Source organism: Bradyrhizobium sp. SPXBL-02, assembly GCF_051853065.1.
GTDB lineage: Bacteria > Pseudomonadota > Alphaproteobacteria > Rhizobiales > Xanthobacteraceae > Bradyrhizobium.
In genome coordinates this window covers 2,364,292-2,386,094 of sequence record NZ_CP182474.1, presented here as the reverse complement: position 1 = coordinate 2,386,094, position 21,803 = coordinate 2,364,292, and the positions used below count along the sequence as shown (strand labels likewise).

The 21,803-nt window shown below is 59.6% G+C and carries 21 protein-coding genes and 2 pseudogenes; 13 read left to right on the top strand and 10 right to left on the bottom strand.

What is annotated here, in order from left to right:
* The first annotated feature begins 34 nt into the window (after positions 1 to 34).
* On the top strand, positions 35 to 727 hold the full coding sequence (locus ACNJYD_RS10740; protein WP_439366307.1) for an SDR family NAD(P)-dependent oxidoreductase: 693 nt from the start codon (positions 35 to 37) through the stop codon (positions 725 to 727).
* A 326-nt stretch (positions 728 to 1,053) separates the two neighbouring features.
* Here ACNJYD_RS10740 and ACNJYD_RS10735 read toward each other — a convergent pair whose 3' ends face one another.
* Positions 1,054 to 2,097 carry a GSU2403 family nucleotidyltransferase fold protein gene (locus ACNJYD_RS10735; protein ID WP_439366306.1) on the bottom strand — a complete coding sequence of 348 codons (1,044 nt, stop codon included), beginning with the start codon at positions 2,095 to 2,097 and terminating at the stop codon, positions 1,054 to 1,056.
* A 326-nt stretch (positions 2,098 to 2,423) separates the two neighbouring features.
* Between ACNJYD_RS10735 and ACNJYD_RS10730 the strand changes: the two genes are divergently transcribed.
* The 3 genes from ACNJYD_RS10730 (at position 2,424) to ACNJYD_RS10720 (ending at position 4,874) form a co-directional block, all read left to right on the top strand.
* Complete coding sequence (locus tag ACNJYD_RS10730; protein ID WP_439366305.1) at positions 2,424 to 2,759, top strand: excisionase family DNA-binding protein; 336 nt, start codon at positions 2,424 to 2,426, stop codon at positions 2,757 to 2,759.
* Between the two features lie 239 nt (positions 2,760 to 2,998).
* Complete coding sequence (locus ACNJYD_RS10725) at positions 2,999 to 4,228, top strand: diaminopropionate ammonia-lyase (RefSeq protein ID WP_439366304.1); 1,230 nt, start codon at positions 2,999 to 3,001, stop codon at positions 4,226 to 4,228.
* A gap of 547 nt (positions 4,229 to 4,775) precedes the next feature.
* Complete coding sequence (locus tag ACNJYD_RS10720) at positions 4,776 to 4,874, top strand: hypothetical protein (protein ID WP_439366303.1); 99 nt, start codon at positions 4,776 to 4,778, stop codon at positions 4,872 to 4,874.
* 11 nt (positions 4,875 to 4,885) lie between these two features.
* Here ACNJYD_RS10720 and ACNJYD_RS10715 read toward each other — a convergent pair whose 3' ends face one another.
* Complete coding sequence (locus ACNJYD_RS10715; protein ID WP_439366302.1) at positions 4,886 to 5,110, bottom strand: hypothetical protein; 225 nt, start codon at positions 5,108 to 5,110, stop codon at positions 4,886 to 4,888.
* Between the two features lie 125 nt (positions 5,111 to 5,235).
* Between ACNJYD_RS10715 and ACNJYD_RS10710 the strand changes: the two genes are divergently transcribed.
* From ACNJYD_RS10710 to ACNJYD_RS10700, 3 genes are all read left to right on the top strand, one after another.
* On the top strand, positions 5,236 to 5,421 hold the full coding sequence (locus tag ACNJYD_RS10710) for an ImmA/IrrE family metallo-endopeptidase (RefSeq protein ID WP_439366301.1): 186 nt from the start codon (positions 5,236 to 5,238) through the stop codon (positions 5,419 to 5,421).
* Positions 5,384 to 5,731 carry a short-chain fatty acyl-CoA regulator family protein gene (locus tag ACNJYD_RS10705; protein WP_439366300.1) on the top strand — a complete coding sequence of 116 codons (348 nt, stop codon included), beginning with the start codon at positions 5,384 to 5,386 and terminating at the stop codon, positions 5,729 to 5,731. Before ACNJYD_RS10710 ends, ACNJYD_RS10705 begins: the two co-directional genes overlap by 38 nt.
* 180 nt (positions 5,732 to 5,911) lie before the next feature.
* Positions 5,912 to 6,508 (top strand): LysE family translocator, encoded by a 597-nt coding sequence (locus tag ACNJYD_RS10700; RefSeq protein ID WP_439366299.1) that lies wholly within the window; start codon positions 5,912 to 5,914, stop codon positions 6,506 to 6,508.
* 656 nt (positions 6,509 to 7,164) lie between these two features.
* Here ACNJYD_RS10700 and ACNJYD_RS10695 read toward each other — a convergent pair.
* The 6 genes and pseudogenes from ACNJYD_RS10695 to ACNJYD_RS10670 form a co-directional block, all read right to left on the bottom strand.
* Positions 7,165 to 7,350, bottom strand: coding sequence for a DUF418 domain-containing protein (locus tag ACNJYD_RS10695; RefSeq protein WP_439366298.1), 186 nt, complete (start codon positions 7,348 to 7,350; stop codon positions 7,165 to 7,167).
* A 36-nt stretch (positions 7,351 to 7,386) separates the two neighbouring features.
* Positions 7,387 to 8,326 (bottom strand): IS630 family transposase gene (locus tag ACNJYD_RS10690; protein ID WP_409241862.1). Its coding sequence is split into 2 segments (ribosomal slippage): positions 7,387 to 7,989 and positions 7,991 to 8,326, totalling 939 coding nucleotides; the frame shifts between segments, so codons are not numbered across the junction.
* A gap of 33 nt (positions 8,327 to 8,359) precedes the next feature.
* A complete protein-coding gene (locus ACNJYD_RS10685) occupies positions 8,360 to 9,463 on the bottom strand; it encodes a DUF418 domain-containing protein (RefSeq protein ID WP_439366297.1) in 1,104 nt (367 codons plus the stop codon).
* A gap of 788 nt (positions 9,464 to 10,251) precedes the next feature.
* Positions 10,252 to 10,440, bottom strand: coding sequence for a hypothetical protein (locus ACNJYD_RS10680; protein ID WP_439366296.1), 189 nt, complete (start codon positions 10,438 to 10,440; stop codon positions 10,252 to 10,254).
* Between the two features lie 1,210 nt (positions 10,441 to 11,650).
* Positions 11,651 to 12,037, bottom strand: a pseudogene (locus ACNJYD_RS10675) (hypothetical protein); the annotation flags it as partial.
* Between the two features lie 6 nt (positions 12,038 to 12,043).
* Entirely contained in the window at positions 12,044 to 12,265 is a 222-nt protein-coding gene (locus ACNJYD_RS10670; RefSeq protein WP_109142812.1) for a hypothetical protein, read from the bottom strand.
* A 761-nt stretch (positions 12,266 to 13,026) separates the two neighbouring features.
* Here ACNJYD_RS10670 and ACNJYD_RS10665 point away from each other — a divergent pair.
* The 3 genes from ACNJYD_RS10665 to ACNJYD_RS10655 are packed head-to-tail and all read left to right on the top strand — an operon-like array spanning position 13,027 to position 15,473.
* Entirely contained in the window at positions 13,027 to 13,230 is a 204-nt protein-coding gene (locus tag ACNJYD_RS10665; RefSeq protein ID WP_439366295.1) for a hypothetical protein, read from the top strand.
* Positions 13,231 to 14,910, top strand: coding sequence for a PHP domain-containing protein (locus ACNJYD_RS10660; RefSeq protein WP_439366294.1), 1,680 nt, complete (start codon positions 13,231 to 13,233; stop codon positions 14,908 to 14,910).
* Positions 14,911 to 14,945: 35 nt separating this feature from the next.
* The gene (locus ACNJYD_RS10655; protein ID WP_439366293.1) at positions 14,946 to 15,473 is read left to right on the top strand and encodes an MOSC domain-containing protein; all 528 of its coding nucleotides are present in this window, start codon (positions 14,946 to 14,948) and stop codon (positions 15,471 to 15,473) included.
* Between the two features lie 165 nt (positions 15,474 to 15,638).
* On the opposite strand, the gene ACNJYD_RS10650 is transcribed toward ACNJYD_RS10655, so the two are convergent.
* Positions 15,639 to 16,061 carry a hypothetical protein gene (locus ACNJYD_RS10650; RefSeq protein WP_439366292.1) on the bottom strand — a complete coding sequence of 141 codons (423 nt, stop codon included), beginning with the start codon at positions 16,059 to 16,061 and terminating at the stop codon, positions 15,639 to 15,641.
* Between the two features lie 883 nt (positions 16,062 to 16,944).
* A complete protein-coding gene (locus ACNJYD_RS10645; RefSeq protein WP_439366291.1) occupies positions 16,945 to 17,178 on the bottom strand; it encodes a TlpA disulfide reductase family protein in 234 nt (77 codons plus the stop codon).
* 2,389 nt (positions 17,179 to 19,567) lie between these two features.
* Between ACNJYD_RS10645 and ACNJYD_RS10640 the strand changes: the two are divergent.
* The 3 genes and pseudogenes from ACNJYD_RS10640 to ACNJYD_RS10630 all read left to right on the top strand — a co-directional run.
* Positions 19,568 to 19,729 (top strand): annotated as a pseudogene (locus tag ACNJYD_RS10640) (GntR family transcriptional regulator); the annotation flags it as partial.
* A 303-nt stretch (positions 19,730 to 20,032) separates the two neighbouring features.
* A complete protein-coding gene (locus tag ACNJYD_RS10635; RefSeq protein ID WP_439367458.1) occupies positions 20,033 to 21,049 on the top strand; it encodes a PLP-dependent aminotransferase family protein in 1,017 nt (338 codons plus the stop codon).
* Between the two features lie 98 nt (positions 21,050 to 21,147).
* Complete coding sequence (locus tag ACNJYD_RS10630; RefSeq protein ID WP_439366290.1) at positions 21,148 to 21,777, top strand: FMN-binding negative transcriptional regulator; 630 nt, start codon at positions 21,148 to 21,150, stop codon at positions 21,775 to 21,777.
* Positions 21,778 to 21,803: the final 26 nt, after the last annotated feature.

Genomic DNA, 21,803 nt, shown 5'->3' with positions numbered 1-21,803 from the left:
CGATGCGCTTCGCTCACCCATGGGAGACGGACTAGTGTTGGAAGTCGGCAATCGGATCGTCATGGTCTCCGGGGCTTCGCGCGGCATCGGACGCGCCGTCGTCGACCGGCTGCTAGAGTCGGGCTTTCGCGTATCGGCGGGGCTTCGCGATCCGAGCCGCCTCGTCGAGAGCGAGAGGCTCATGACGCACTACTATGACGCCGAAGACGTCAAGAGCCCGATCTCCTGGGTCAACGCAACGGTCGCGCGGTGGGGGGGCGTCGATGCTATGGTCAACGCGGCCGGCATCAATCCGAAGGTCCGTGTCTCTGATGAGGGCGAGAACGAGCTGGATGAGATGTGGCGCGTGAACGTCAAGGGTCCCCTGCGCCTCGTCAGAGCCACCCTCCCCCATCTGGCCGTATGCGGTCATGGCCGGGTCGTCAATCTGGGATCGCTAGCTGGCAAGCGCGTCGGAAGCAACGTTGGTTACGCGATGACCAAGTTCGCCGTCGTTGCACTCACCCACGGCATTCGCCGCGAAGGACGCGCGGCGGGAATTCGGGCGACGGTCGTCTGCCCGGGTTACGTTGCCACGGACATGACGCTGAACGATGACGAGATCCCGCGCCACGAGATGAGCCAGCCGGGCGACATCGCACGCTTGGTGGAAACTGCGCTCATGATGCCGAACAATGCGTCGGTCTCCGAGATGCTCGTGCACTGCCAGTTCGAACCGATGATATAGGGCCCGGCCGGAACGGTTATGATATGCAGAGATTGACCCGAACGGCAACCCAAGAACTGCCGCGCTGCATTGCGTCTTCGTTTAACTTTCCGCCAACTCAACGAAGCGGATGCGCAGATCTATCTTGCACCCGCACCGCCCAGTCCCACGTGCTTGAAGCTCACTCGTACGTTCGCAGATCGGATGCGGCCCACTTCCGGGGCCTGCCCACCAAAAATCTGCCGGCATCATCATCACGGGCGTGCAATGAGCAGCAGCATGCTGAGCATCATGGTGCTGCTGATGATGGGCGGGATATACCGGTACCATTGCTGCCGACCTGGCTGCTAGGCTCGCGCAGAACTATCTTTCTTGGCGAACAGAGGCGCCGCGCTGTCGAGCACCTCTTTCGGAAGCATCCTCAATTGCTCTGCGTCGAACGGAAGGTGAGTGAGATAGTTCGCCACCAGAGCGCCTACGGCTCCAGCCTGCGCTGCATCTCGTTGGCGTTTTAGCGCCTCCCTGTCCGGCCGACGGGACAGCCATAGTTTATGGGCGGCCCAAACCCGCGGGTCGGGCGCCACGATACGCACCGGTTCGCCTTTTTCGTCGATGGCCACCGCCTCGAACGCGGGGGCATTCTGCAGCCAATTGAGGCCTTCGATCTGCACAGCGGCTAGATCTTCCGGGTCTAGGCCGATCTTGTCTGGAGCCTTCTTCCAAGGTGGGCTCTGCATTGGCTTGATCAAATCGACGAGATAGCCATCCCGGTTTACGGCACGGAACGTCTGCTTGGCACGTTCGAAGCTGGTATCCACTCGCTTGAGTATCTTCATGAGCGATGATTCAGAGACGTCGTCGTCCGCGACGAACGTAAGGCCGCCGCGTGCGTCGAACAGCAGATCGAGGTCTTCCGTCGTAGCCAAGCCTGGATCGAGTCTGACGCCGGAAGAGGCCTCATAACCGTAGATCGCGTTCGTCCCAAGGATCCGAATGCCGGAACCCAGAATTCCGAAGCCGTCGAGAGCGCGCATGATCCGAGCTCCCAGCAAAGGCACGCGGCCCAAGCCGAGCGCACGATTGACCGCGGCTTGCCGTTCCAGGGTATCGCGCAAATTCTTCACCCTGTCTTCTGCAGCAGCACGTTTCGCTTCGAAGTCCGCCTTCATCTTTTCAGTTTCGGGGGAACGCGCGCCCAGCGAGGCCTGCTTCCGGACGCCTGCGTTGTTGTAGTAGCTCCGGACGAGGTACTGGCGGCCTTTCGACTCCGCCCAAGTCAGGGAACCCCGATGAGCATTGTAGGCCTCCTTTGCGTCCCGTAGGGCCTGGAACCGTTGCTGACTATTGATCACCTCTCGGCGCTGGTCATTGTTAAGCTCTTGAAAATCCATGGTTTCGACGACCCCAACTGATTTTAGACCTCACTGTTGAAACTGTATTTATCCTTAAATATCAATAGTTTCAACAGTCCAATCGAAAGTGCAAGCCAGGTGTTGAAACAACAACCCCTCGGCCCCCTCGGGGGACAGATATTTCTTTCGTTTATGCGCTAATTGCGTCTGCTTCGAATGGTGCTTTCATACCGCCCATCAGCGAGAATCACACCGTGCCAGCCTATGCCCAGGAGCTAGGGGTTGACCGGCTGCCTCCGCCAGCGAGAAGGCGGCCGCCAACTCCGATACTGGGGTCCCATGCTCATGGCGGCGTCAAGCTGCCTTTGCTCCAGGACGAGCACAAGAAGCCTACTGAGATCACCCTGCCCCCAAGCCTATCGTGCCTGCTGATGCAATTGTTGGGGCAAATCGCGCGTGGCGATGCGGTGTCGCTTGTGCCCGGGCATGAGATGCTGACGACGCAGCAGGCAGCGGATAACCTGAATGTTTCGCGTCCGTTCCTGATCTCACTTCTGGAACGAGGTGACATGAATTACAGAATGGTGGGCCGTCATCGCAGGATCAGGGCAGAAGACCTGTTTGCCTATAAACGCGTGCGGGACAAGAAACGCAACAAGGCTCTCTCCGACCTCGCCGAGCTGGACGCCGAGAACATGTAGAGCTTGTTTGCAAATCGATTTACTGCACTTGGCCGCCTGCACTTGCGAGCACAGGAAGCCGCGGAGCTGCAGGAGACGGTTGACCTGCTGAGGCCGTACGTCGAAGCTCTCCAGGGCTAGTGCGAGTATCGGCACTACCGCCAGACCCGGTAGCAGCAGCGCATCATGCTGCCGGGCATCGCATTTCCGAGCGACGACCTGAAGGCAGATATGGTGCGAGCAAGCAAGAAAGTCGAACCATGTTGCTTCTCAATCAGCACACTGAACACGGCACCTCCTTGGCTGCATCGGATGCGGAAATATTGAGCGTCGAAGCCGCTCGCGAAGTGGAGCGGTTTCTACGGCATCGCGCCGACTACAAGGAGACTCCACTCGTCTCGCTGCCGGGTCTTGCTCGTGAGATCGGCGTGGCCTCGATCCACATAAAAGACGAGGGCCATCGGCTCGGTCTTGGCAGTTTCAAAGCCTTGGGTGGATCCTATGCCGTGATCCGGCTGGTCTTGGAGGAGGCAACTCGGCGGCTCGGCCGAGCTATTGACGTCTCTGAGCTTCAGACACCTGACGTGATGGCCGTGGCTCGGCAGATGACGGTATCGTGCGCCACCGACGGAAATCATGGCAGGTCAGTCGCGCTAGGCGCCCGACTCGTTGGCGCGAAATGTGCCATATTCGTTCACTCGGGGGTCAGCGACGAACGTATCAACGCAATCGCCCGTTTTGGTGCGCAGATGATCCGGGTCAACGGCAACTATGACGACTCGGTCGCAGAAGCATCCCGAGTTGGCGCAGAAAAGGGTTGGATCACGGTCTCTGATACGTCCTGGCAGGGCTATGAGCGTATCCCCGGATTTGTAATGCAGGGATATACCGCACTCTTGAGTGAAGCACTGCGACAGCTCACCAAAATCCCGACCCATGTCTTCGTCCAGGCCGGGGTTGGCGGAATCGCCGCAGCGGTAGCGGGACATCTTTCGGTTCTGTTCGGCAACAACCGCCCGTTCTTTACGGTTGTCGATCCCTCGCGTGCAGCGTGCCTCTTCGAGAGCGCTCGAGCTGGCCGTCTGGTCAAGGTGCCTCATGAGCGGCCGACGGTGATGGCGATGCTCGAGTGCTATGAACCTTCGCTCATCGCTTGGCGCATCCTGTCGCGTGCAGCGGACGCCTTCATGACTGTCGACGAGGAGGACGCAATAAATGTTATGAAGCGCCTTGCAAACCCCAGAGATGGGGACCCCGCTATTGTTGCAGGAGAAAGTGGCGGTGTTGGTCTTGCAGGGTTGCTGAGAGTTGCTTCGGACCGCACATTGCGTCGTAGGATTGGCCTTGGACAAGATGCACGGGTATTCCTAGTTAATACCGAGGGCGCGACCGATCCCAGCCTCTACGAGGAGCTGGTTGGTGCGCCCCCAGCGCAAGTGGCGGCCGAAACTGACCGGACCAAATACAGGTCAACAGACCTTATGTCTTAAGCAATCTGACAAGCTCACCGCGCGCTTAGAGTTCGTCGCGAACGCCGTCCAGATATGCTTGCCTTCCGGCGCTCAGCCTCTCCCAGCTCAGGCGCGGCAATTGCGCTAAAACCCCCCTTGTCTCTCAAGTCCCGGTCTTCGCCCAAGCGTTTTCGATCATGTTGGCGGCACGTGGCCGGCAAGTCGCGCAATTGTGAAATAGCTCACGTAGCGCCTCCGACCCGAATCACCCTGAAGACCTGAAAGGCCCATCAGTCCCGCGGAAGGACATGCGGGTGCTCAAGCTTATTTTGAGATTGCAAAACCTAACAGACCGATGCTGCATTGGGGATGATTTATGCGCAATCAGAACCTTGTCTCAGGCATTGCAACGCGCAATCAGGCGCAGTCAGTTGCCAGTCGACTCTGCGGCACACCGTGTAAAGTCTGTAAAGTGACCAGAATTCAGAAAATCTTTGCTGGCGCTGCGGCGGCGGCGTGAACTAGCGGGACAACCCAAGCCGAACTCGCGGACGATCTTGGCATTTCGGCTGGCTATCTGAGCCAAATGGAAGGAGATCAAAGGCCGATCACGCGCAAGCTACTAATGCGGCTCAGCCATCTGCTCGGTATTGGATCGAATTATTTCGCGGCTGACGATGGTTGAATGGAAGCGAATTATTCGACGCGCTTGATCATGTCGCCCAAAGACTCGCTGAGAGACGAAACGACCATCCCGAGTACCACAGTGGAGACTTCATCAAGTTTCTGCGCGACGCGTATGGGATCCGCAAGGCGCAAGCTCCAGAGGATCTTGGCAAGGGCATGATCTTGATAACAACGCCAAGGCTCTTTTTCTATCCGGAGATGCCCGCGTAGAACCGGCTGTTCTGGATCGCTCACGTCATCGTCCTCCTGGAACGGCGAGAGAGCATCGAGCGGCAGATCAGACAGGCACGATTAAGCAATGAGGAAGCCGCACCGCTAGCACGTTCGCTCTCGCCAACTGCTATGCCGGCGCACTGGTCATGCCGTACGAAGCCTTCCTCACCACCGCGCTAGGCGCAGTACGACTCGAACGACTTCAACGACGCTTCGGAACGAGCCTCGAACAGGTCTGCCACCGCTTGAGCACACTTCAACGTCGGAACTCTCCGGGAATTCCGTTGTATTTTTTTGAAGATCGACATCGCCGAAAATGTCCTGAAGCGTAGCAGCGCCACGCACTTTCGGTTCGCCGTTTCGGAGGCCCCTGCCCCCGTCTGGAACGTGCACCGATCGTTTCCGCATCATGGCAGCATCCTGGTCCAGTTGGCCGCCATGCCGGAGAGCCTGCGAACTTGTCATCACTGGGCGCTACCGCCGATCGGACATCCGCTTGACGTCAGTACAATCGAAAGAGGTCGTTCCGTATCAAATCAACACCAAAATTCCGCGAACCAACGTCAGCAGATGACGACGCAAGAGCAACAACGGCGGCTTCGGCAATCGGTTGCGCGTGGACGTGGACGTGTGTATCTGTAGTCAAGTTGAGGGCTAGCGCACGACAGGCTAACCGCATCCAAGATGCCCGCCGGCCTTGCAGGAGCAAGGAGGCCTAGGAATTTAGACGTGGGCCTTCTTTGTCCCACCCAGGCCTGAGCCGGGGTGCTCCGGATTGCAACAAGAGACAGCCATGTCGGATACCAGACTTTCCTCCTATTCTTGGCAGCGGCCCTGCTTGTGGCGATCACGCCAGGACCGGGTATTTTCTATATCGTCGCGCGAACACTTGCCGGCGGAAGGGGCGAAGGTTTGGCGTCGAGCGTTGGTCTGGGTCTCGGCGGGCTTGTGCACGTACTGGCTGGCGCGGTCGGCCTCTCCGCCGTCGTCATGGCGAGCGCGGAGGCTTTCACTTTGCTGAAGATCGCGGGAGGCCTGTATCTCGTCTGGCTGGGCATCAAAACATGGCGCGAAGCGCGTATCGTCGAACCGACCGACGTGCACACAACCGGAGCGCGTCGAGCCTTCCGTGAGGGCATCGTCGTTGAGGCGCTCAACCCCAAGACAGCCGCTTTCTTTCTCGCATTCATCCCGCAGTTCGTCGATCCATCCGCGAACGTTGCCACTCAATTCATCACTTTGGGCCTCCTCTCCGTCGCACTTAATACGGGCGTAGACCTAATTGTTACCCATTGGGCCGCGAAAGCGAGAGCTGGATTTGCAACGCGACCGTCGTTCATTGTCAAAACGCGACAGGCGTCGGGTGCTGTCATGTGCGGTCTGGGAGCGACGTTGCTGTTGGCTCGCCGCACAAGTTAGCCTTCCAGGCTCGCAAATCGCCGCCGCATTTCAGCGTCGGGACGCTCCGTGCTCCGCTCACCAATAGGGAGACCGTGGGAAACGTGCCGGTGTTCGAATCATAACGGTCTTCTGGAGCAAGCTCCGGAAGCAGCCTTGTTGTGTCCGTGAGTTCGGACAAGAACCCCGCTCCAGTTAAGGCGGATCTCCTCTTCCACCAATGGCCCAGCCATGCGTAGGGCGAGGGGCAAGCCGTCAAGATCAAAACGAGTTGCCGGGCCTCGGCAGCGTGTGCGTTTAGGAACGTGGGCGCGACGTACTTCAGCAATTCGAGGCGACACTCTCAGGCCTCGAAATCCCGCAAATTAGCGGTCTGTCGTATTGAGACTTGCACCCCGTTGCTGGTCCCCGCGCCATTCTCGTGCAGTCCGTCATCCGATCGCTTCGTGCCCCGAGGTCGCTTGAGAGGCGGCAAAAGCGCCCAAAGAGCAGGAGAGGAGCCGGCGCGATATCGCCGGCCGATCCGTCACCGAAACCATGTTGCAATGTCCGGTTTCCCGTAGACAGCCGATATCGCGACGCCTCGTTTCTTGTTCAGCTTGGGGCCAAAACTAGCCTCACGCGCTGGGGCGGCTTCCGCTTGAAGCAGAACGCAGCTTTGGTATCTGGGGGCCGCATCAATCTGCTGAGGTCGCGCGCAGGATGGCTAAATTGACCTTTGCCCGCATCGGCTGCGGTACCCCATACATGCAGGAGCGCCAGAGCCACTCGACAGGACCGAACCGATAGCGGCCCAGCCACCACGCGCTGAATACCACCTGCACGACATACACGAAAATGCCGATCGCCAGTGTCGCGGCCACTTCGTGGCGGCCAAATTGGCCTAAAGCGTGATGACATTAGGTTCGATAGCCTGAATTTTTGAGGTAGTTGGCGCATTCCTCTGAGGTAAAGGCATCGAGTGCGTGGCCGATTGCTGCGCAGACAGCGTCGACGGTTCGCGCGGCAGCTTTGCGGACCAGGTGCTTAAGCTTGGCAAAGACTTGTTCGATCGGGTTCAGGTCTGGCGAGTATTTTGGCAGGAAGAAGAGTTTGGCGCCGACCGAACGGATGAGCTGGCGAACCACTTTGCTCCTGTGGCTACCGAGATTATCCAAGACGACGATGTCACCGGGCTGAAGGGTCGGCAGGAGAACCTTCTCGACATAGGTGCGGAAGCTCACGCCATCGATCGGCCCCTCGATGAACCATGGCGCATCGATCCGGTCATGGCGCAGGGCCGCCAGGAAGGTCATGGTCTTCCAGCGGCCGTGGGGGACTTTTGCGTGGAGTCTGCTCCCGCGCGGCGCCCATCCCCGCAAGGGGGCCATGTCGGTCCTGGTCCAGGTCTCGTCGATGAAGACCAGCCGTTCAGCTTCGACGCGATCTTGATACTTTGCCCACTGGGCTCGCCGCCGCGCGACCTCGGGACGATCGCGTTCGCCAGCCGCCACGCTTTTTTTTGAAGCTGAGCTTCTCGGCATGCACGAAGTCCCATACCGAGTGATAATCGACTTTCAGGCCGCGCCCGGCGAGCTCAGCAACGAGACCGCGTATGGTGAAATCGCCGTCCTTGATCCGCTGCGACAGCCAGACCGCGTGCTCACCCGAGATTGCCTTCGGCTTGTAGCCGCCGATCTGGCTAGGCTCGACACTGCCAGTCTCATCAACCCGCTTCATCCAGCCGATGGCCGTGCTGATTGCCACCCCAAATTGCTTGGCGGCCTGATTGCGGGACATCCCGCCCTCGATCGCGGCCACAACACGCTTGCGAAGATCAAGAGAGTACGGCTTGCCCATCCATGCTGGCCTCCGTCCAGCCAGCATGGTGAATCAGAAACCGGCTGATTTGGGAATCCCAAATCGATTCAGCATAAACCCATCCCGCTTTAGTCCATAGCCGTAGAAGATCCAGCCGCAGATCACAGATTGCGCCAGATAGTTGGTGAGAGCCATGCGGCCAAGCGGTGCGGCCCAGCTCAGCATCCTCCACCCGCCGGAGAGGTTCACAGCGGCGATAACCGCAGCCGCATAACCCAGGGCCAACACGACCGCCGCAAGCTCTTCAACCCGAAAATGCGCGCGCCCGAGCGACGGCCAGTCGAAGAGCTCTTGTCCGGCTGCCGCGAGACTCAATCCGCCGCCGAGAAGAATGCCAAAGGTTGCGACGACGAACAGCAGGCGCCGGTTCGCCGAAGCCCGACGCAAGACCCCGCTGCGCCACGCGAAGGCGCCGACCAGGAACAGCGCGATAGTGGGCGGCAAGGCCATGACCTGCAGCGGAAGAATCACCGTCACCTCGCGGATCCGGAACGCGAGCACATCGAAAAATCCGCCCGTGCCGTAAGCACGCGTCGCGTCCGCGGCAAGAGCGGCCATCCCGGCCGCATCCGGCAGCGGCACGATCGGCGGTAGCACCGGCATGGTCATGTAGAGCCCAAGGAGCAGCAGTGCTGCACCCGCCATGAGCCACCGCGCGCCGCCGAGGAAGGGCAGCACCACGAAGCCCGCCAGCGCATAATGGACGAGAATGTCGCCGCTCCAGATCAAATGGAGATGCACCAAGCCAATCCCCAGCAACACCACCAGCCTGCGCACGAGCAAGATCATGCGCCGTGGATTGCCGGCAAGCCGCTCGAATTGGATGGCGAGGCCGACGCCGAACAGCAGCGACAGCAGCGCAATCGCCTTGGAGTCGACGGCGACCGTCAGCACGGCCGCCACCGCCCGATCGAGCGGCCCCGCCGGCTCCGCGTTCGGCAAGAACGACGCGAAGATGGAGACCCGAAATATGGTCACGATGTTCATGGCCAGCACGCCGAGCAGGGCCAAGCCCCGCAGCACGTCAATCCCGTCGAGCCGCTCCGACGGGCTCATAGGCTTTGCAGGCGCGTCACTCGCCGGCGGGGTTTGCGAGACGATGCTTCCGCCGGTCATTGCAGGACTCTCCCATTTCCGATGGGGAGATTTAGGATGCCGCCTCGTGCCGCATCAAACTACCTGAATTGGGGGGCTGATTAGAACCGTGACAAATGATTCACCGCCATGCACCACGAAATAAACATGGACTTGGATTGACGGGAGTTGGCTCAACTTGATCTCCCGGTATTGCCGCGGCTGTTAATTCGGTACCGTTCGATGACTGACGAGGACGCAGGCCGGCTCTCCGGCGCGATCCTGCTCCTTTTGCTCGCTAGGGTGAGGAGCCGACCCAACCATTCCCCGGGGTAGGAGCGCGGAACACTTGGACTGGATGTACATTAATCAACATGAACGACCAATTCAGGAAAGTTGGCGTCATGGGTATCGAGCGTATGCACTCGCCTCAGTACTGGGAGATGCGAGCGGAGGAGTTTCGGACGAAGGCGGACAACTGCGAGCATCCTGAGACAAGGAAAAGCTTGCGTAACGTCGCCAAGACCTATGAGGAGCTCGCCCGCCGCGCGGAGCAGGTCCGCACCCTCCGAGACGTAGCAGAGTAGCCAGTTAGGAACTGCCGCAACAAGTGCGGCACTGCTAGCGCGCGTTCGTGGGCAGAGGGGGCCTACTCGACGGATTGGCTATCTTGAGGGTGCGACCCTGTAACTGCCGCTGTTCAAAGGTGTGGCAGGGAAGCTTGCGCATCATGGCCGGATTGAAGAACACGATCATACCGATCGCCTGTCGCGATTAGACATACTCTCCGAGCGTCAGTGCAAGGCACGGGCAAGGCTTGCCGATGCACACTACCTGTTAGACCAGTCCTGACGCTCTTCGATGGCGAGTTCCACCTTGATCGCGAGCCCCAATAGGATCGACGAGAGATCGGCAAACAACTCCTTCTTCGATTGGTCGGCTGCGTGGCGTCTGCTGATAAGCGCGCACTCTTCCGCTTCGGTGAGGAGTTTTTCTAGGTGGGTTTGCATGTCGTGCATGGCTGTACCCTTGCGGCACTAACGTGCTGGCAAGCCAGCGTGTCGCGGAGCTGACATCCACCATCTTCAAGGGGCAGCCCGGTTGGTCGTTCCTAAAGCTAATGTTGATATTGGCCAATTCGGCTAGTTTTGAGTCAGTTCCCGGATGGTTCCGTGCGCGGAAAGAAATAAACCGTTGGCCTTGTCTTCTTCCTACCTGCACATGTGTTCCGTGAGCGAGTGGTCAAAGTCCTGTATCGGGGTGTAAACACCAGTTGCGCTCCGCCGAACTCACCAATGGAGCAGCGCCATGATAGAGGGCCGTCGGTTCAAGCAGACCCAATCTCTCGAAGAACGGCTTCATCAGGAAGCCGATCGGCTGTGCGAGGAGGCCAAGTGTCTGCCGCGCAGCCCTGAGCGCGAGCAACTTCTGCGGAAGGCCTGCTAAGCCGAAACCGGTTCGCATGTGAGCGCGTGGTTGACGTCGCCCAGCAAACTCCGTCAGATGCTAGCACTCAGCTCTACATCCTTGTGTATCAGACGACGCACAAGGCTTCCATCAGTCCGTCTCCGCCACGTTCCAGGATAGTGGGCGAGGATCCACGTTTGTGCTGGCAGAGAACAATGACGATTGGGAAAAACTCGGCAATGCTGCAAGACTTGAGACGACGATCACCGCGGGAACGAAACTGAGTGGCCGCTGGGAATAGTTGTTCGGATGCGATGCAACTCTGCATTGTCTGACAAAATATCGGCGATCTCGAACCCCGCTTTTGATCAATAAGACACCCGGCGGGTTCAATGGGGGCGCGCCCAGGGAGCGCCAGGCGCGAGAGCCCCCAGAAAATCGGCGCCTTCGGGGGCGTCGCTGCTACACACTTCGCTAAACTTTGTGGGCCACTGAGTTGCTCTCACTCCTCTTAATAGATCGGCGCGCCCTTGCAACCGCACAGACGGCATCGGGGCCCTTGTACTCTGGTGGTGATGGCGGGGAAGGTGCCCGGCGCAGATCTCTCCCTGCAAAACCGCTTTGCGAGCATGATTGCCATGCCAATGGCCGCGCTCGCCAGCTTCTCGGCCGCCGCGGCGCTGCGGGCTTCGCGCACAGGCTGCCGCCGCCGCACAGAACGCCGGCCGGTCGGCGACGCCGGTCTGGCTCTACCCGTAATGAAGACGTCCGAGCGCAATTCTTCCCTCGGGCGGACGAGTACCGGGTCGGGGCCACCAGATCGGCCCCGGGGAGGCTATTGGCAATGCTCAAGACCCGTGCCTCATCCGTTTCAAGAGCTATTTTTTGCGCGAGCATGACATCGCCCAGGGCCAAGCCACCCACCGGAACGAAGCACCACACTTGCCCGAGCCGCCCGTATTCGTCGATCTCGTTGACGTTGCCGGACGTTCCTCGCCGGATGCGGTACCGCTTTCCGGTATCGCACCCCACGACGTCGAAGCGCCCTCTCCTTTCGAACTCGACCCTTCGCCGGGGTGAAAGCCAAGAACGCAGCAGTCGCAGCGCTCGAGCTTGGGCCGTTTTCTCTTCGTTTACTGCTTGATAAAGCCTGCCAACAGCCAGGTTTTGAAGGGTCCACGGGCCGATGCGACCGATCCTTCTCTTCATCGGTGCTCACCCGCCCACGAGCCGAGGGAAGAACAATGTTTCTTCGGCCGTCGGATCGAACGCGGTGATCCGGCTTACCTCACCGCGCCCCTTCCGCACCGCCGCGGTATATCCTTTGCTGGTAAATTGGAGGAAAAGCCTTTCCGCCTCTACCAATGCTTCTGCATTGGAGTTGTCGAAGAAGTGCTGACTGTCGCCACTGTGATCCATCACGATTTGTACTGCCATGCTGAGACTCCCGATTGCACCTCACAAGCAATGTGGAATCCGAGCCCTCGTTCCTAACTGACCCAATCGCCACTGCGACACCTTCTATCGCTCTGCATCATGGGCATAGGACGGTGCAGTGGCTTTCTCTCCGACGTCCCTGACGATCGCCTCAGCTTGTTCGTGCTCGACCGAATATCGATAACGGTGTCGGGCCATGGCGAGCAGTGCCGGCTTCCCAACCGGTCGATTGCGTGCTGCCGTGGAGCCTGTCACTGCCGCACCATGTTAAGTTCACCCGCCTCTAGCCCACTTTATGACTCGTGTGCTAAAGACCCCCATCCGACGCTGACCGACTGGCCCTTTGTGTCGATCACAACAACTTCGCGGAGATTGTGATCGACAACCGCAGGTTCCTGTGATTTTTCCAGGATTACTGTCAGCTAGTGAACACACAATCGGACCCCACCGAAGAGCGGCCTTATGGATCGCTTATGACCCGTCACGGGCCGCTTGGCCCGCGGCGCAAGCAAACGAGCAAACCGTCACCGATTTAGGACGAATTGAGCGCGACCCGTGGAGCCGGATGAGCAAAACAGCGAAGTCGATCGCCGAGGTCGAGTACCGGGCAGTCGGCAGGGGTGCGGCGCGTGCGTGACAGCCTTGGCGGCAGAACTATCGGCGGGAACAGGCGTTTACCGATCATGTCAGACGCATTCGACTATTTCCGCGCCCATGCCGTCCGAGCTCTTTGCAAGGCCCGATCGATGCCGAAGGGCCGGATGAAGCAGCTGCAGCTTGTGGTCGGCCGGATCTATAACCTCCTCAACAAGGAGGCGGCCTACGGCCCAAACACGCAACATCTGGAAGACTTCCGACCAGCGCAGAAGCTAGAAAGATCTCTGGATAGTCGCCCGAACGACCCGGCCGCTCGAACTCGTTTTGCCGCCACAAATCCTTATCGCGCAGAACAGGAGGTTCGTTGAGTGGCCTCCCTCGACGCTCGAACCGTAGCAAGCCTCCTGCGAGAATATGCGCAGCGCGCCGCCCTTCGTGGCGGCAACCCGTACCGAGCAAAAGCCTACTCTCGCGCGGCGGACAGCCTGGGCGCCCTTACGGTGCCTTTGGACGTCCTCGTTGCCGAAGACCGGCTCACTGAGGTCCCCGGCGTCGGCGACACGATAGCCGACATCATTACCAAGCTTCACAAGACGGGCACTGATCCAAGTCTGGAAAAGCTGCGGAAGGAGATCCCCGAGGGCGTGCTCGAGATGCTCGCTGTGCCCGGCCTCCGTCCGGAGAAAGTGCTGCGGCTCTACAAAGATCTGGGCATCGCCTCCCTCGCCGAACTGGAGGCCGCCGCCAAGGACGACCGCATCAAGAAGGCGAAAGGACTTGGTGCCGCGCTGCAAACTAAGATTCTGCAGAACCTGGCCATCGCGAAGAGTGGAGAAGGCCGCCTCCACCTGCACCGTGCCGCCGCCCTGCTCGCCCACGCGCAGAATTCCATCCGGAAGGCTCAGCCCGAGCTCAAGCGCGTGACGATCGCCGGCGAGGTCCGCCGTGGCTGTGAACTCGTCCGCGACCTTGCGATCGTTGCGGAGGCCGCTAAGTCAAGCAAGACACCGAAGCCACCAGCGGATGGTCTGCAGATCTCCGTCTCCAACCGCAAACACTTCGGGGCCGCCCTTCTTTTCGCCACCGGCTCCGCCGCCCATGTCGAGCAGCTCCAGACGTTGGCCGCGGAGAAAGGAATGCGGTTGGAGCCCGATGGCTTGCATAAGGGCGCCACGCTGATCGCCGGCGAGGAGGCCGACATCTATCGCGCTCTCGGGCTGCCGTTCATCGATCCCGAGCTCCGGGAGGGGCGCGGGGAGGTCGAATTGGCCTTGAAAGGCAAGCTGCCGAAGCTCGTCACCGACGACGATCTCCGCGGTATCCTTCACTGCCACACGGATGCTTCCGACGGCGCCGAGACACTGGAGACGATGGCGAAGGCGACCCGTCAGCGCGGCTTCGAGTATTTCGGGGTCGCGGACCATTCGAAGTCCGCGCACTATGCCGGTGGTCTCACCGTGGAGGAGATCGTGCAGCAGCACCGGGAAGCGGACCGGCTGAATAAGCGGTTCGCCAAAGATTTCCGAATATTGAAAGGTATCGAATCCGACATTCTAGCGGACGGATCGCTCGACTACGACGATGAGGTTCTTGATCGTTTCGACTTCGTCGTCGCCAGCATTCATGGTCGTTTCAAGCTGGACCGCAAGGCGCAGACGCAGCGTTTGCTTCGGGCCATTTCCAATCGTCACACAAGCATCATCGGCCACATGACCGGGCGGCAGCTCCAGCGGCGGCCGGGCTACGAGATCGACGTCGAGAAGGTACTGCGGGCATGCGCGAAGCACGACGTCGTCGTCGAGATAAACGCGCATCCCTGGCGTCTCGACTTAGATTGGCGCTGGCACCAGACGGCGCTTGAGTTCGGCTGCATGCTGAGCATCAATCCAGACGCGCACTCGATTGAAGAGCTTGACCACATGCATTGGGGCGTCGAGATGGCCCGCAAGGGCGGCGTGCCTGCCGATCGGGTCCTGAACGCGATGCCGCTTTCCGAAATCACGCGCTACCTCCGCCAGAAGCGACGTTCGCTTTCCCGCGCTGCCTGATGTCGCCCGGGCACGATCTCGCGATGGAGGGAAGGGTGGTTGCGGTCGCCGCCGATCGCGGGCACCACTTCAGCAAGCCTTCCCGGGACTGGATCGTGCTGCTGGAAGGCCACGGAGTCGAAGGCGACGCCCACGGCGGCCCCTTCGTCCGGCACCGTTATCTGGCCCGCCGCCGACCCCGGCTTCCCAATCTGCGGCAGGTCCACTTGATCCGATCCGAGCTCTTCGCAAGCCTCGGGGAGGCTGGCTTCGAGGTTGGGCCCGGAGAGCTCGGCGAGAACGTCACCACTGCGGCCCTGGACGTCGAACGGTTGCCGCTCGGGACGCTGGTCGAACTCGGGCCTACGGCGATTATCGAATTGACTGGGCTCCGGACGCCATGTGTCCTGATCGACCGCTTTCGGGCCGGCCTTAAACGGCATGTGCTCTTGTCGGCGGAAACAGGCCCTGCATTCAGATGTGGGGTGCTGGGCGTGGTGCGGGTCGGAGGGGCGGTCGCGGCCGGCGATATCGTGCGGGTGCGTCTCCCGCCCACCTCGTTTCAGGCCCTACCGAGCCTGTAGGAGCTCGGTGCACCACTCGGCCGCCTGATGGCCGAAAAAGTGGTCGGTAGATGGGGCCGGCATGGCCGCAAACAAGGTAACGGCGGTACGCTTTGGGGCTGGGGAGGCAATCGACAGTCCGGACTAACAAAGCCGCCGAGCTCCGCTGGCGGATTTTTTCTTTGACTAGGAGGCGTTCGCCCTGGCTCGTTCGCGGGCCTCGCGCCGGCGTTCACGGCGTTCGCGCCGCAGCTTCGCACGGTCGGCGGGCTGCGGCGGCAGCGGAGGGACCGCCTCTATTTCGGCTACCGGCGGACCCGTCTCGCTGGCCGCCGCCGCTTGGATTGGCTCCGACGTCGGTCGGGCTTCCATAAATTCAAGCACTTCCCGCCCTTTGGAAGTCAGCCTCCAGCCACCGCTTGTGCGTTCGATGAGCCCTTGTGACCAGATGTCGAGATCCGGCACCCGCGCCGCGAGGCGTCTGGTCCGGTCCGCCCAATCGCGTCCGCTGGTCGCCAGGATAGCCATGTCCCTCTTGAGGTCCTCCATCACGGCAAACCCATCCGGATATGCCACCAGGATCTTGAGAACCGTGACGTGGAAGTTCACGTCCGTCCCCCGCGATCAACGCCACATCGTTCGCACATGCGAAAGGGCATCTCGCCCCATCGGCCTAAGCCTCTCGCGAGAGACTTCGCCCCTGGTCGCAGCTTCCAGGATCTTCGAAGCAACGTACGTCCGTGCGCCGATCTGTCGGCCTAAGATGCTTTCGCACATTTCATCAAGTACCGCGCGCAAAAGCGCGATGGTTGCCGTATCGAACATGAGGTGCCCCCAGAAGGGAAAATCCCATCTTAGCCCGGTTTTGCCGACGTGTGGATTCGGCACGTTAGCCTTTGTGGAAAATACGACCGAACTAGAAACGGGCGCAAGATTGGGTGCCGATGCCCCGCCCGTCACTTGGGTTCGAAACCGAGCTCGCGCAAAACAACGCGCCGTAACGATTCATGACAACCCACTGTCACTGAAATATTGTGTCTCGTTGCAGAGGTGCAGTCCAGTTGTGGAGACAGCGCTAGCTTTAGGCGCCGCCCGTGATGAACAGCAATTTCTGTAAGGGCGCTCCTGATGAGTCGCACGCGCATACTTGGTGGCCGATGGGACCGCACGCCCTTTAGCTAAAGGTCGCGAAGGCACTCGTCCCGCCCCTTCCATCCACAGCCCGCAGTGTTTGTCGATCGCGCCGCGAACAAATTGACTCGCAACTGGCAAACCGGTCTGTTCGAAGCAACAGATCCGCATGGAGCACGCGGACGCTAAGCTCACCCGGCCTTAGAGCGACGCCTCTTCGAGGGCGGAACGCGGCTTCGCCCGATCTCTCCATCGCGAGCCTAACATTTGCCGAAAAGCGGCTCAGTCAGGCTTCTCGCGCTCCATTTCGCGCATTATACGCTCGTTTTCGGCGATCCGCTCTGTTTCGGCGGCTTTAGCCTCATCGCTGGTCCGCCAGCTGCCTAGCCGCGAGTCCGAGGACCTCAATGCCGCTGTTTTTGTTTTTCTCTTGCAACTGCACCAGTTCCGGGATCGCCGCGACACACGGTGGGCACCAAGTTGCCCAGAATTCGACGACGTAAACGATTCCGGGCTGGAAGCTCGCGAGAGGCTGGCCACGCAGCCAGTTCTCCACTTTTATCGGAGGAACTGGGGATTCTAATCCGAGCACCATGTTACTCTCCAAAACTTAGTGCCCAACCTTGGGCGACTTTTGTGTAACTGATCTCGGATCGTAGGCGCGACCGGCTTGCCGCATGAGGGCTTCCCAGCGAGATCTGCGGCGAAGGTCGGCGCCGCGCTAAGCGCGACGATGCTCCAAGTCACAAGCAGGAAGGTTTTCACTCATGAAGGGGTACATCCGTTCAAGGAAGCAGAGCTTCGAGTGGCGCGCATCTATGTGCACTCAGTACTCGTTCGCTATTGCTGCACTCCAGTAGCAAGGTCTGTGCTACGTCGTCTGCGTGCATTAAGGCCCTGATCAAGACATGCAAAGCTCGACGGTACTCTGCGGGAACTAATTTGAACCCGACGGGCGCGTGCCGCCGCCGTCTCGATCCAGATGAACTGCCCATAACCGACGAGCCGCCGGACGTGAGCCCCTCGTTGAGCGCTGAAATCGCAGCGCTCAATGCTGATGAAGACCGGTTAATGCAGCAAATCCCACATGGGCACCTAAATTCGGCGCTGCATCGGCTTCTTTCGTGGTTTTTGTGCGCATACCAGCGGTTTAGAGCGGCCGAGCAGGACATTTGATTACTGCGCCTGCTGTGATCATCGGTGAAAGCCCGCCATGTAGCGGATTGCGAAGAAAGTCACGGCGATGACGGCGGCCGTTACAGCGAGTGAAAACGCTACTCGCGCCAAGAATTGGCCAGGGCTAAGTCCGTCCCATGAACTCATTTTCGTGCTTTGCGTTACGATTCGGATTTGCGCCTGCAGCATGATCATACGATACTCTAGCTTGCGAGTAATCAGCGGAAATTCGGTTTATGCGCGCCGCGAATCGTCGCGCCCGTTGAGGCAGTCACTCTGCAACCCTAAGATCCATCGGGGTACAAAATTCCACTGCCGAGCAACTGACCCTTTGAATTCGTAGAACCAAGTAGGATTGCCATCTTTCGCGACCCGATCTTTATTGTCGATGCACAGCTTATTGTCGGCGGTACTCAGAATAGTAACTCCCATCGCTGCTTGGGATCGGCAGTGTTGTTGACTGCAAGCGTCAGCGTTACTTCCAGTGCGATGAATCGCCTTCGTGTGCGATTACGAGCTTACCTGCGCTTGAAATCAACGTTGATCGCGAATGTCGGGTTGCAAACATTTTGCGTCCTGATGGACATTGGGACAGAACAAAATAGGACAAACTCGACAAGTATACACAGCCAGGGAGGTGCAGCAGCCTTTTGGAAGAAAGGCACGTTGCTTGCTTGGGTGCAGTGAGCGTTACCGGTCTTGCAGGGGCTGGTGATGCTGGGGCGGGCCTGACATGTTTCAAGACCATTTCGGGTCCGCCTCGTTACTCCTCGCGAGGCAACAATGGAGCAGCGTATTCGAGCGGCTTCAGCGGCTATCGCGTTCGCTCATGCGCTCGGTCGCGAAGTCCTCAGCGTGTACGAACATGAAGGCCGCAGGTACAACAGAATAAGCGTCCGCGTAACCGGGAGCATAACAAACGGTTACGACTTTGAAAGTGAGTGCCACATCGCCGGTGCGCTGCCGAGTATATATCACTTCGGTGCTGAGTCGCATTGGCTACTGAGGCCCAAGTACCACGACTCTACAACGGCCTCGATTATTGCACCTCAACCCCCTTCTCCGTGAGAGTGACGGACAATGGTGTCCAGATAGTCGATTGGCGGAGGAATTCCTTCACATACAACATCTGGTGGGTGGTCCGTGCGATAGAAGGAAGCCGACGAAGGAAACTGCGCTAGCAATTGGCGCTGTACTCGCTTCACGGCAATCACGGTCGCTTGCCTGTGAGCGCTTGGAGCCTGGGGTGGCTGAGTATCTTGGTGAACGAGGCCGATGGAGAAAGCTTTTGTTACCATGCCGCTCCTTCCGTCGAATTTATGTGCGGTCCGGATTGGCCTGAGGCATCCCTAGCGCTCGTGCTGTTGTGGGTGTTGATTGTGCGAATTCCGCCGGAACAAACGGGTGCGGATTGCTCGAAAGCTATACGGGTGCGTGGCCTAATTCGCGGCCCGCTCTCAGGGCCGCGTTTTGAGCGGATCACTCTGCAAGCTTAGGTTTCAGGTACTTCGGAGAGTAGGGCGGGTCAGCGGTCGGCCTGACGGCACCGAAACGCCCATCTTGAAGGCCCTGATCTCATTGGTGCTTCCTTTGTAGAAAACAAGGCAGTCACCATTGCTCAATACGCGCGCTAAATTGCCTCTATTCAGTGAACCGCCGCGCCGCCGGCATGAATGCGCCGTGTGTTACTCCGGCCAGGAGTTCGTGGAGCTTGTTGAGATTGCCGCTACCTCGATTGAACGAGCTTGGTTTTGAAGCCGAGCAGGCGCAGACTGGTCTGGCCAGTAGCCATTTTTGGTTAGGTTCATATGGTCCAGATCAAGGTGCCGTCACACCGCGTCGGGCAGATAGGAGCGCGTCGGATCTATGAAGTGCTCAGGGATCAGATCCTGGGGCGCGTATACGGCTCCAACGGCTCGCTGCCCTCGTCCCGCGCTCTCGCCGGAGAGCTGGGAGTATCGCGCGGGACGGTGACGGCCGCATACGAACAATTGGCGGCTGAGGGATTCATCGAGACCCGCCATGGCGCTCGCCCAAGGGTCGCAAAGGCTGTCCTCGGGACCGGGCGGACAGGCACGAAAGCACTGTCATCTACACGGAAGGCACGAGTCTCGCGGTATGGTGAACGTTTGCGACAGGTCGTCCCACGCTCAACCGACCAACGTCGCAATCTCGTTGCCGACTTTCGCTATGGTGATCTCTCACCTTTGGACTTTCCCGTACTATCATGGAAGAGAGCCGTAATCGGTGCGATCACGCAGCGACCCCGAACATTGACTTACGATGATCCACGTGGCGCGCTGCGCCTGCGGACGGCACTACAGGGCTATCTCTGGCGTTCGCGGACCGTACGATGCGAGATCGATCAGATCATCGTCGTCAACGGTTCGCAGCAAGGGCTCGATTTGTGTGCTCGGCTGCTGCTTGATGCTGGCGATCGGTTCGTCATGGAAGATCCTGGCTACCCTATGGCGCGGCACATCCTCTCGGCGACCGGAGCCATTGCGGTGCCAATTCCGGTCGACGCAAACGGGCTGGACACGGTGAGGCTTGCAAGGGCCGAAGCTCGTCTCACCTACGTAACGCCCTCACACCAATTTCCACTTGGCGGTGTCATGCCGATCGGGCGCCGGCACCAATTGCTCGCCTGGGCCAAGAAGGTTGACGCCTACGTCATCGAGGACGACTACGATAGCGAGTACCGCTACGACACGAAACCTGTCCTCCCGCTGCACGCTCTCGAAGGAAGCGAGCACGTCATCTATCTTGGGACCGTCTCCAAGACGCTCTCGCCCAGCTTGAGGATCGGCTATGTCGTCGTGCCTCCTGAACTACAGTCCGCGTTCACCGCCGGAAAGCAGATCATGGACCGGCACACACCTCTCATTGAGCAAGAGGCACTCGCGACGATGCTCGATACGGGCGCCTACGAGAGCCATGTCAGGCGGATGCGGCGGCGCAACGAGAAGCGCCGGCAAAGCCTCGTTGAGGCATTACGGCGGAGATTTGGCGACCGAGTTCGAATCGAAGGTGACGCTGCCGGCTTGCATCTGGTCGTCTGGTTCGATGATCTGCCCAAGAAGTCCGAAACAGCATTGATCGAAGCAGCCCGCGCAAAAGGCGTCGGCATCTACCCTATCTCGCCGCTGTACGACCAACGTCAGCCGGTCCGCCGGCGCGGACCAAACCTTATCGGGCTTATCATGGGCTATGCCGCGCTGGAAGCTCGTCAGATTGAGCGTGGCTGCCAGCTCCTGGCGCAAGCGGGCGACCAGCTTCGTTCACAGTGATAACCGCGAAACAAACTGGACCAGCGAAATCGTGACGAACTGGCCTTTCTATACGTACCGGGCTTGGGCTATTTCGGAGCGGAGAACGGAGAAGCGCTATGTACGTGCCCCCCGCCTTTCGGGATGATAACATCGAGAACATCCGAGCGACCATCAGCTCCGCACGCTTGGCGAACCTAATCACAGCCACGGCAGAAGGGCCGCTCGCAACATCACTTCCGCTATTCCTCGACGCGATGGAAGGCGAACGGGGCGTCCTGTACGGCCACCTGGCCAAGGCCAATCCGCAATGGCGCGCGGCTCCGATCGGCGAAGCGCTGGCCATTTTCATGGGTCCGGAAGCTTACGTGACCCCCTCATGGTACGCCACCAAGCACGAAACCGAAAAGGTAGTGCCGACGTGGAACTACATCGCCGTCCATGCTTACGGTCCGGTTGAGTTCTTCGAAGATAACGAACGTCTGCTTGATGCAGTTACCCGATTGACGAACATCCATGAGGGCTCACGGGTGACACCTTGGTCTGTCAGCGACGCTCCGGCAGACTTCATCGGCGCCCAATTGCGTGGGATTGTCGGCATCCGCATTCCCGTCACCAAGTTCGAGGGCAAGCGCAAGATGAGCCAGAACCGTCCTCTTGCCGACCGTATCGGTGTCGCCACCGGCCTTGCCGCGAGCCAAGAACCGCGCGATCAGGAAGTCAGCATCGTGGTCCCAACGCTGGCCTGAGCCATGACGCTTCAGACCGCAACGCC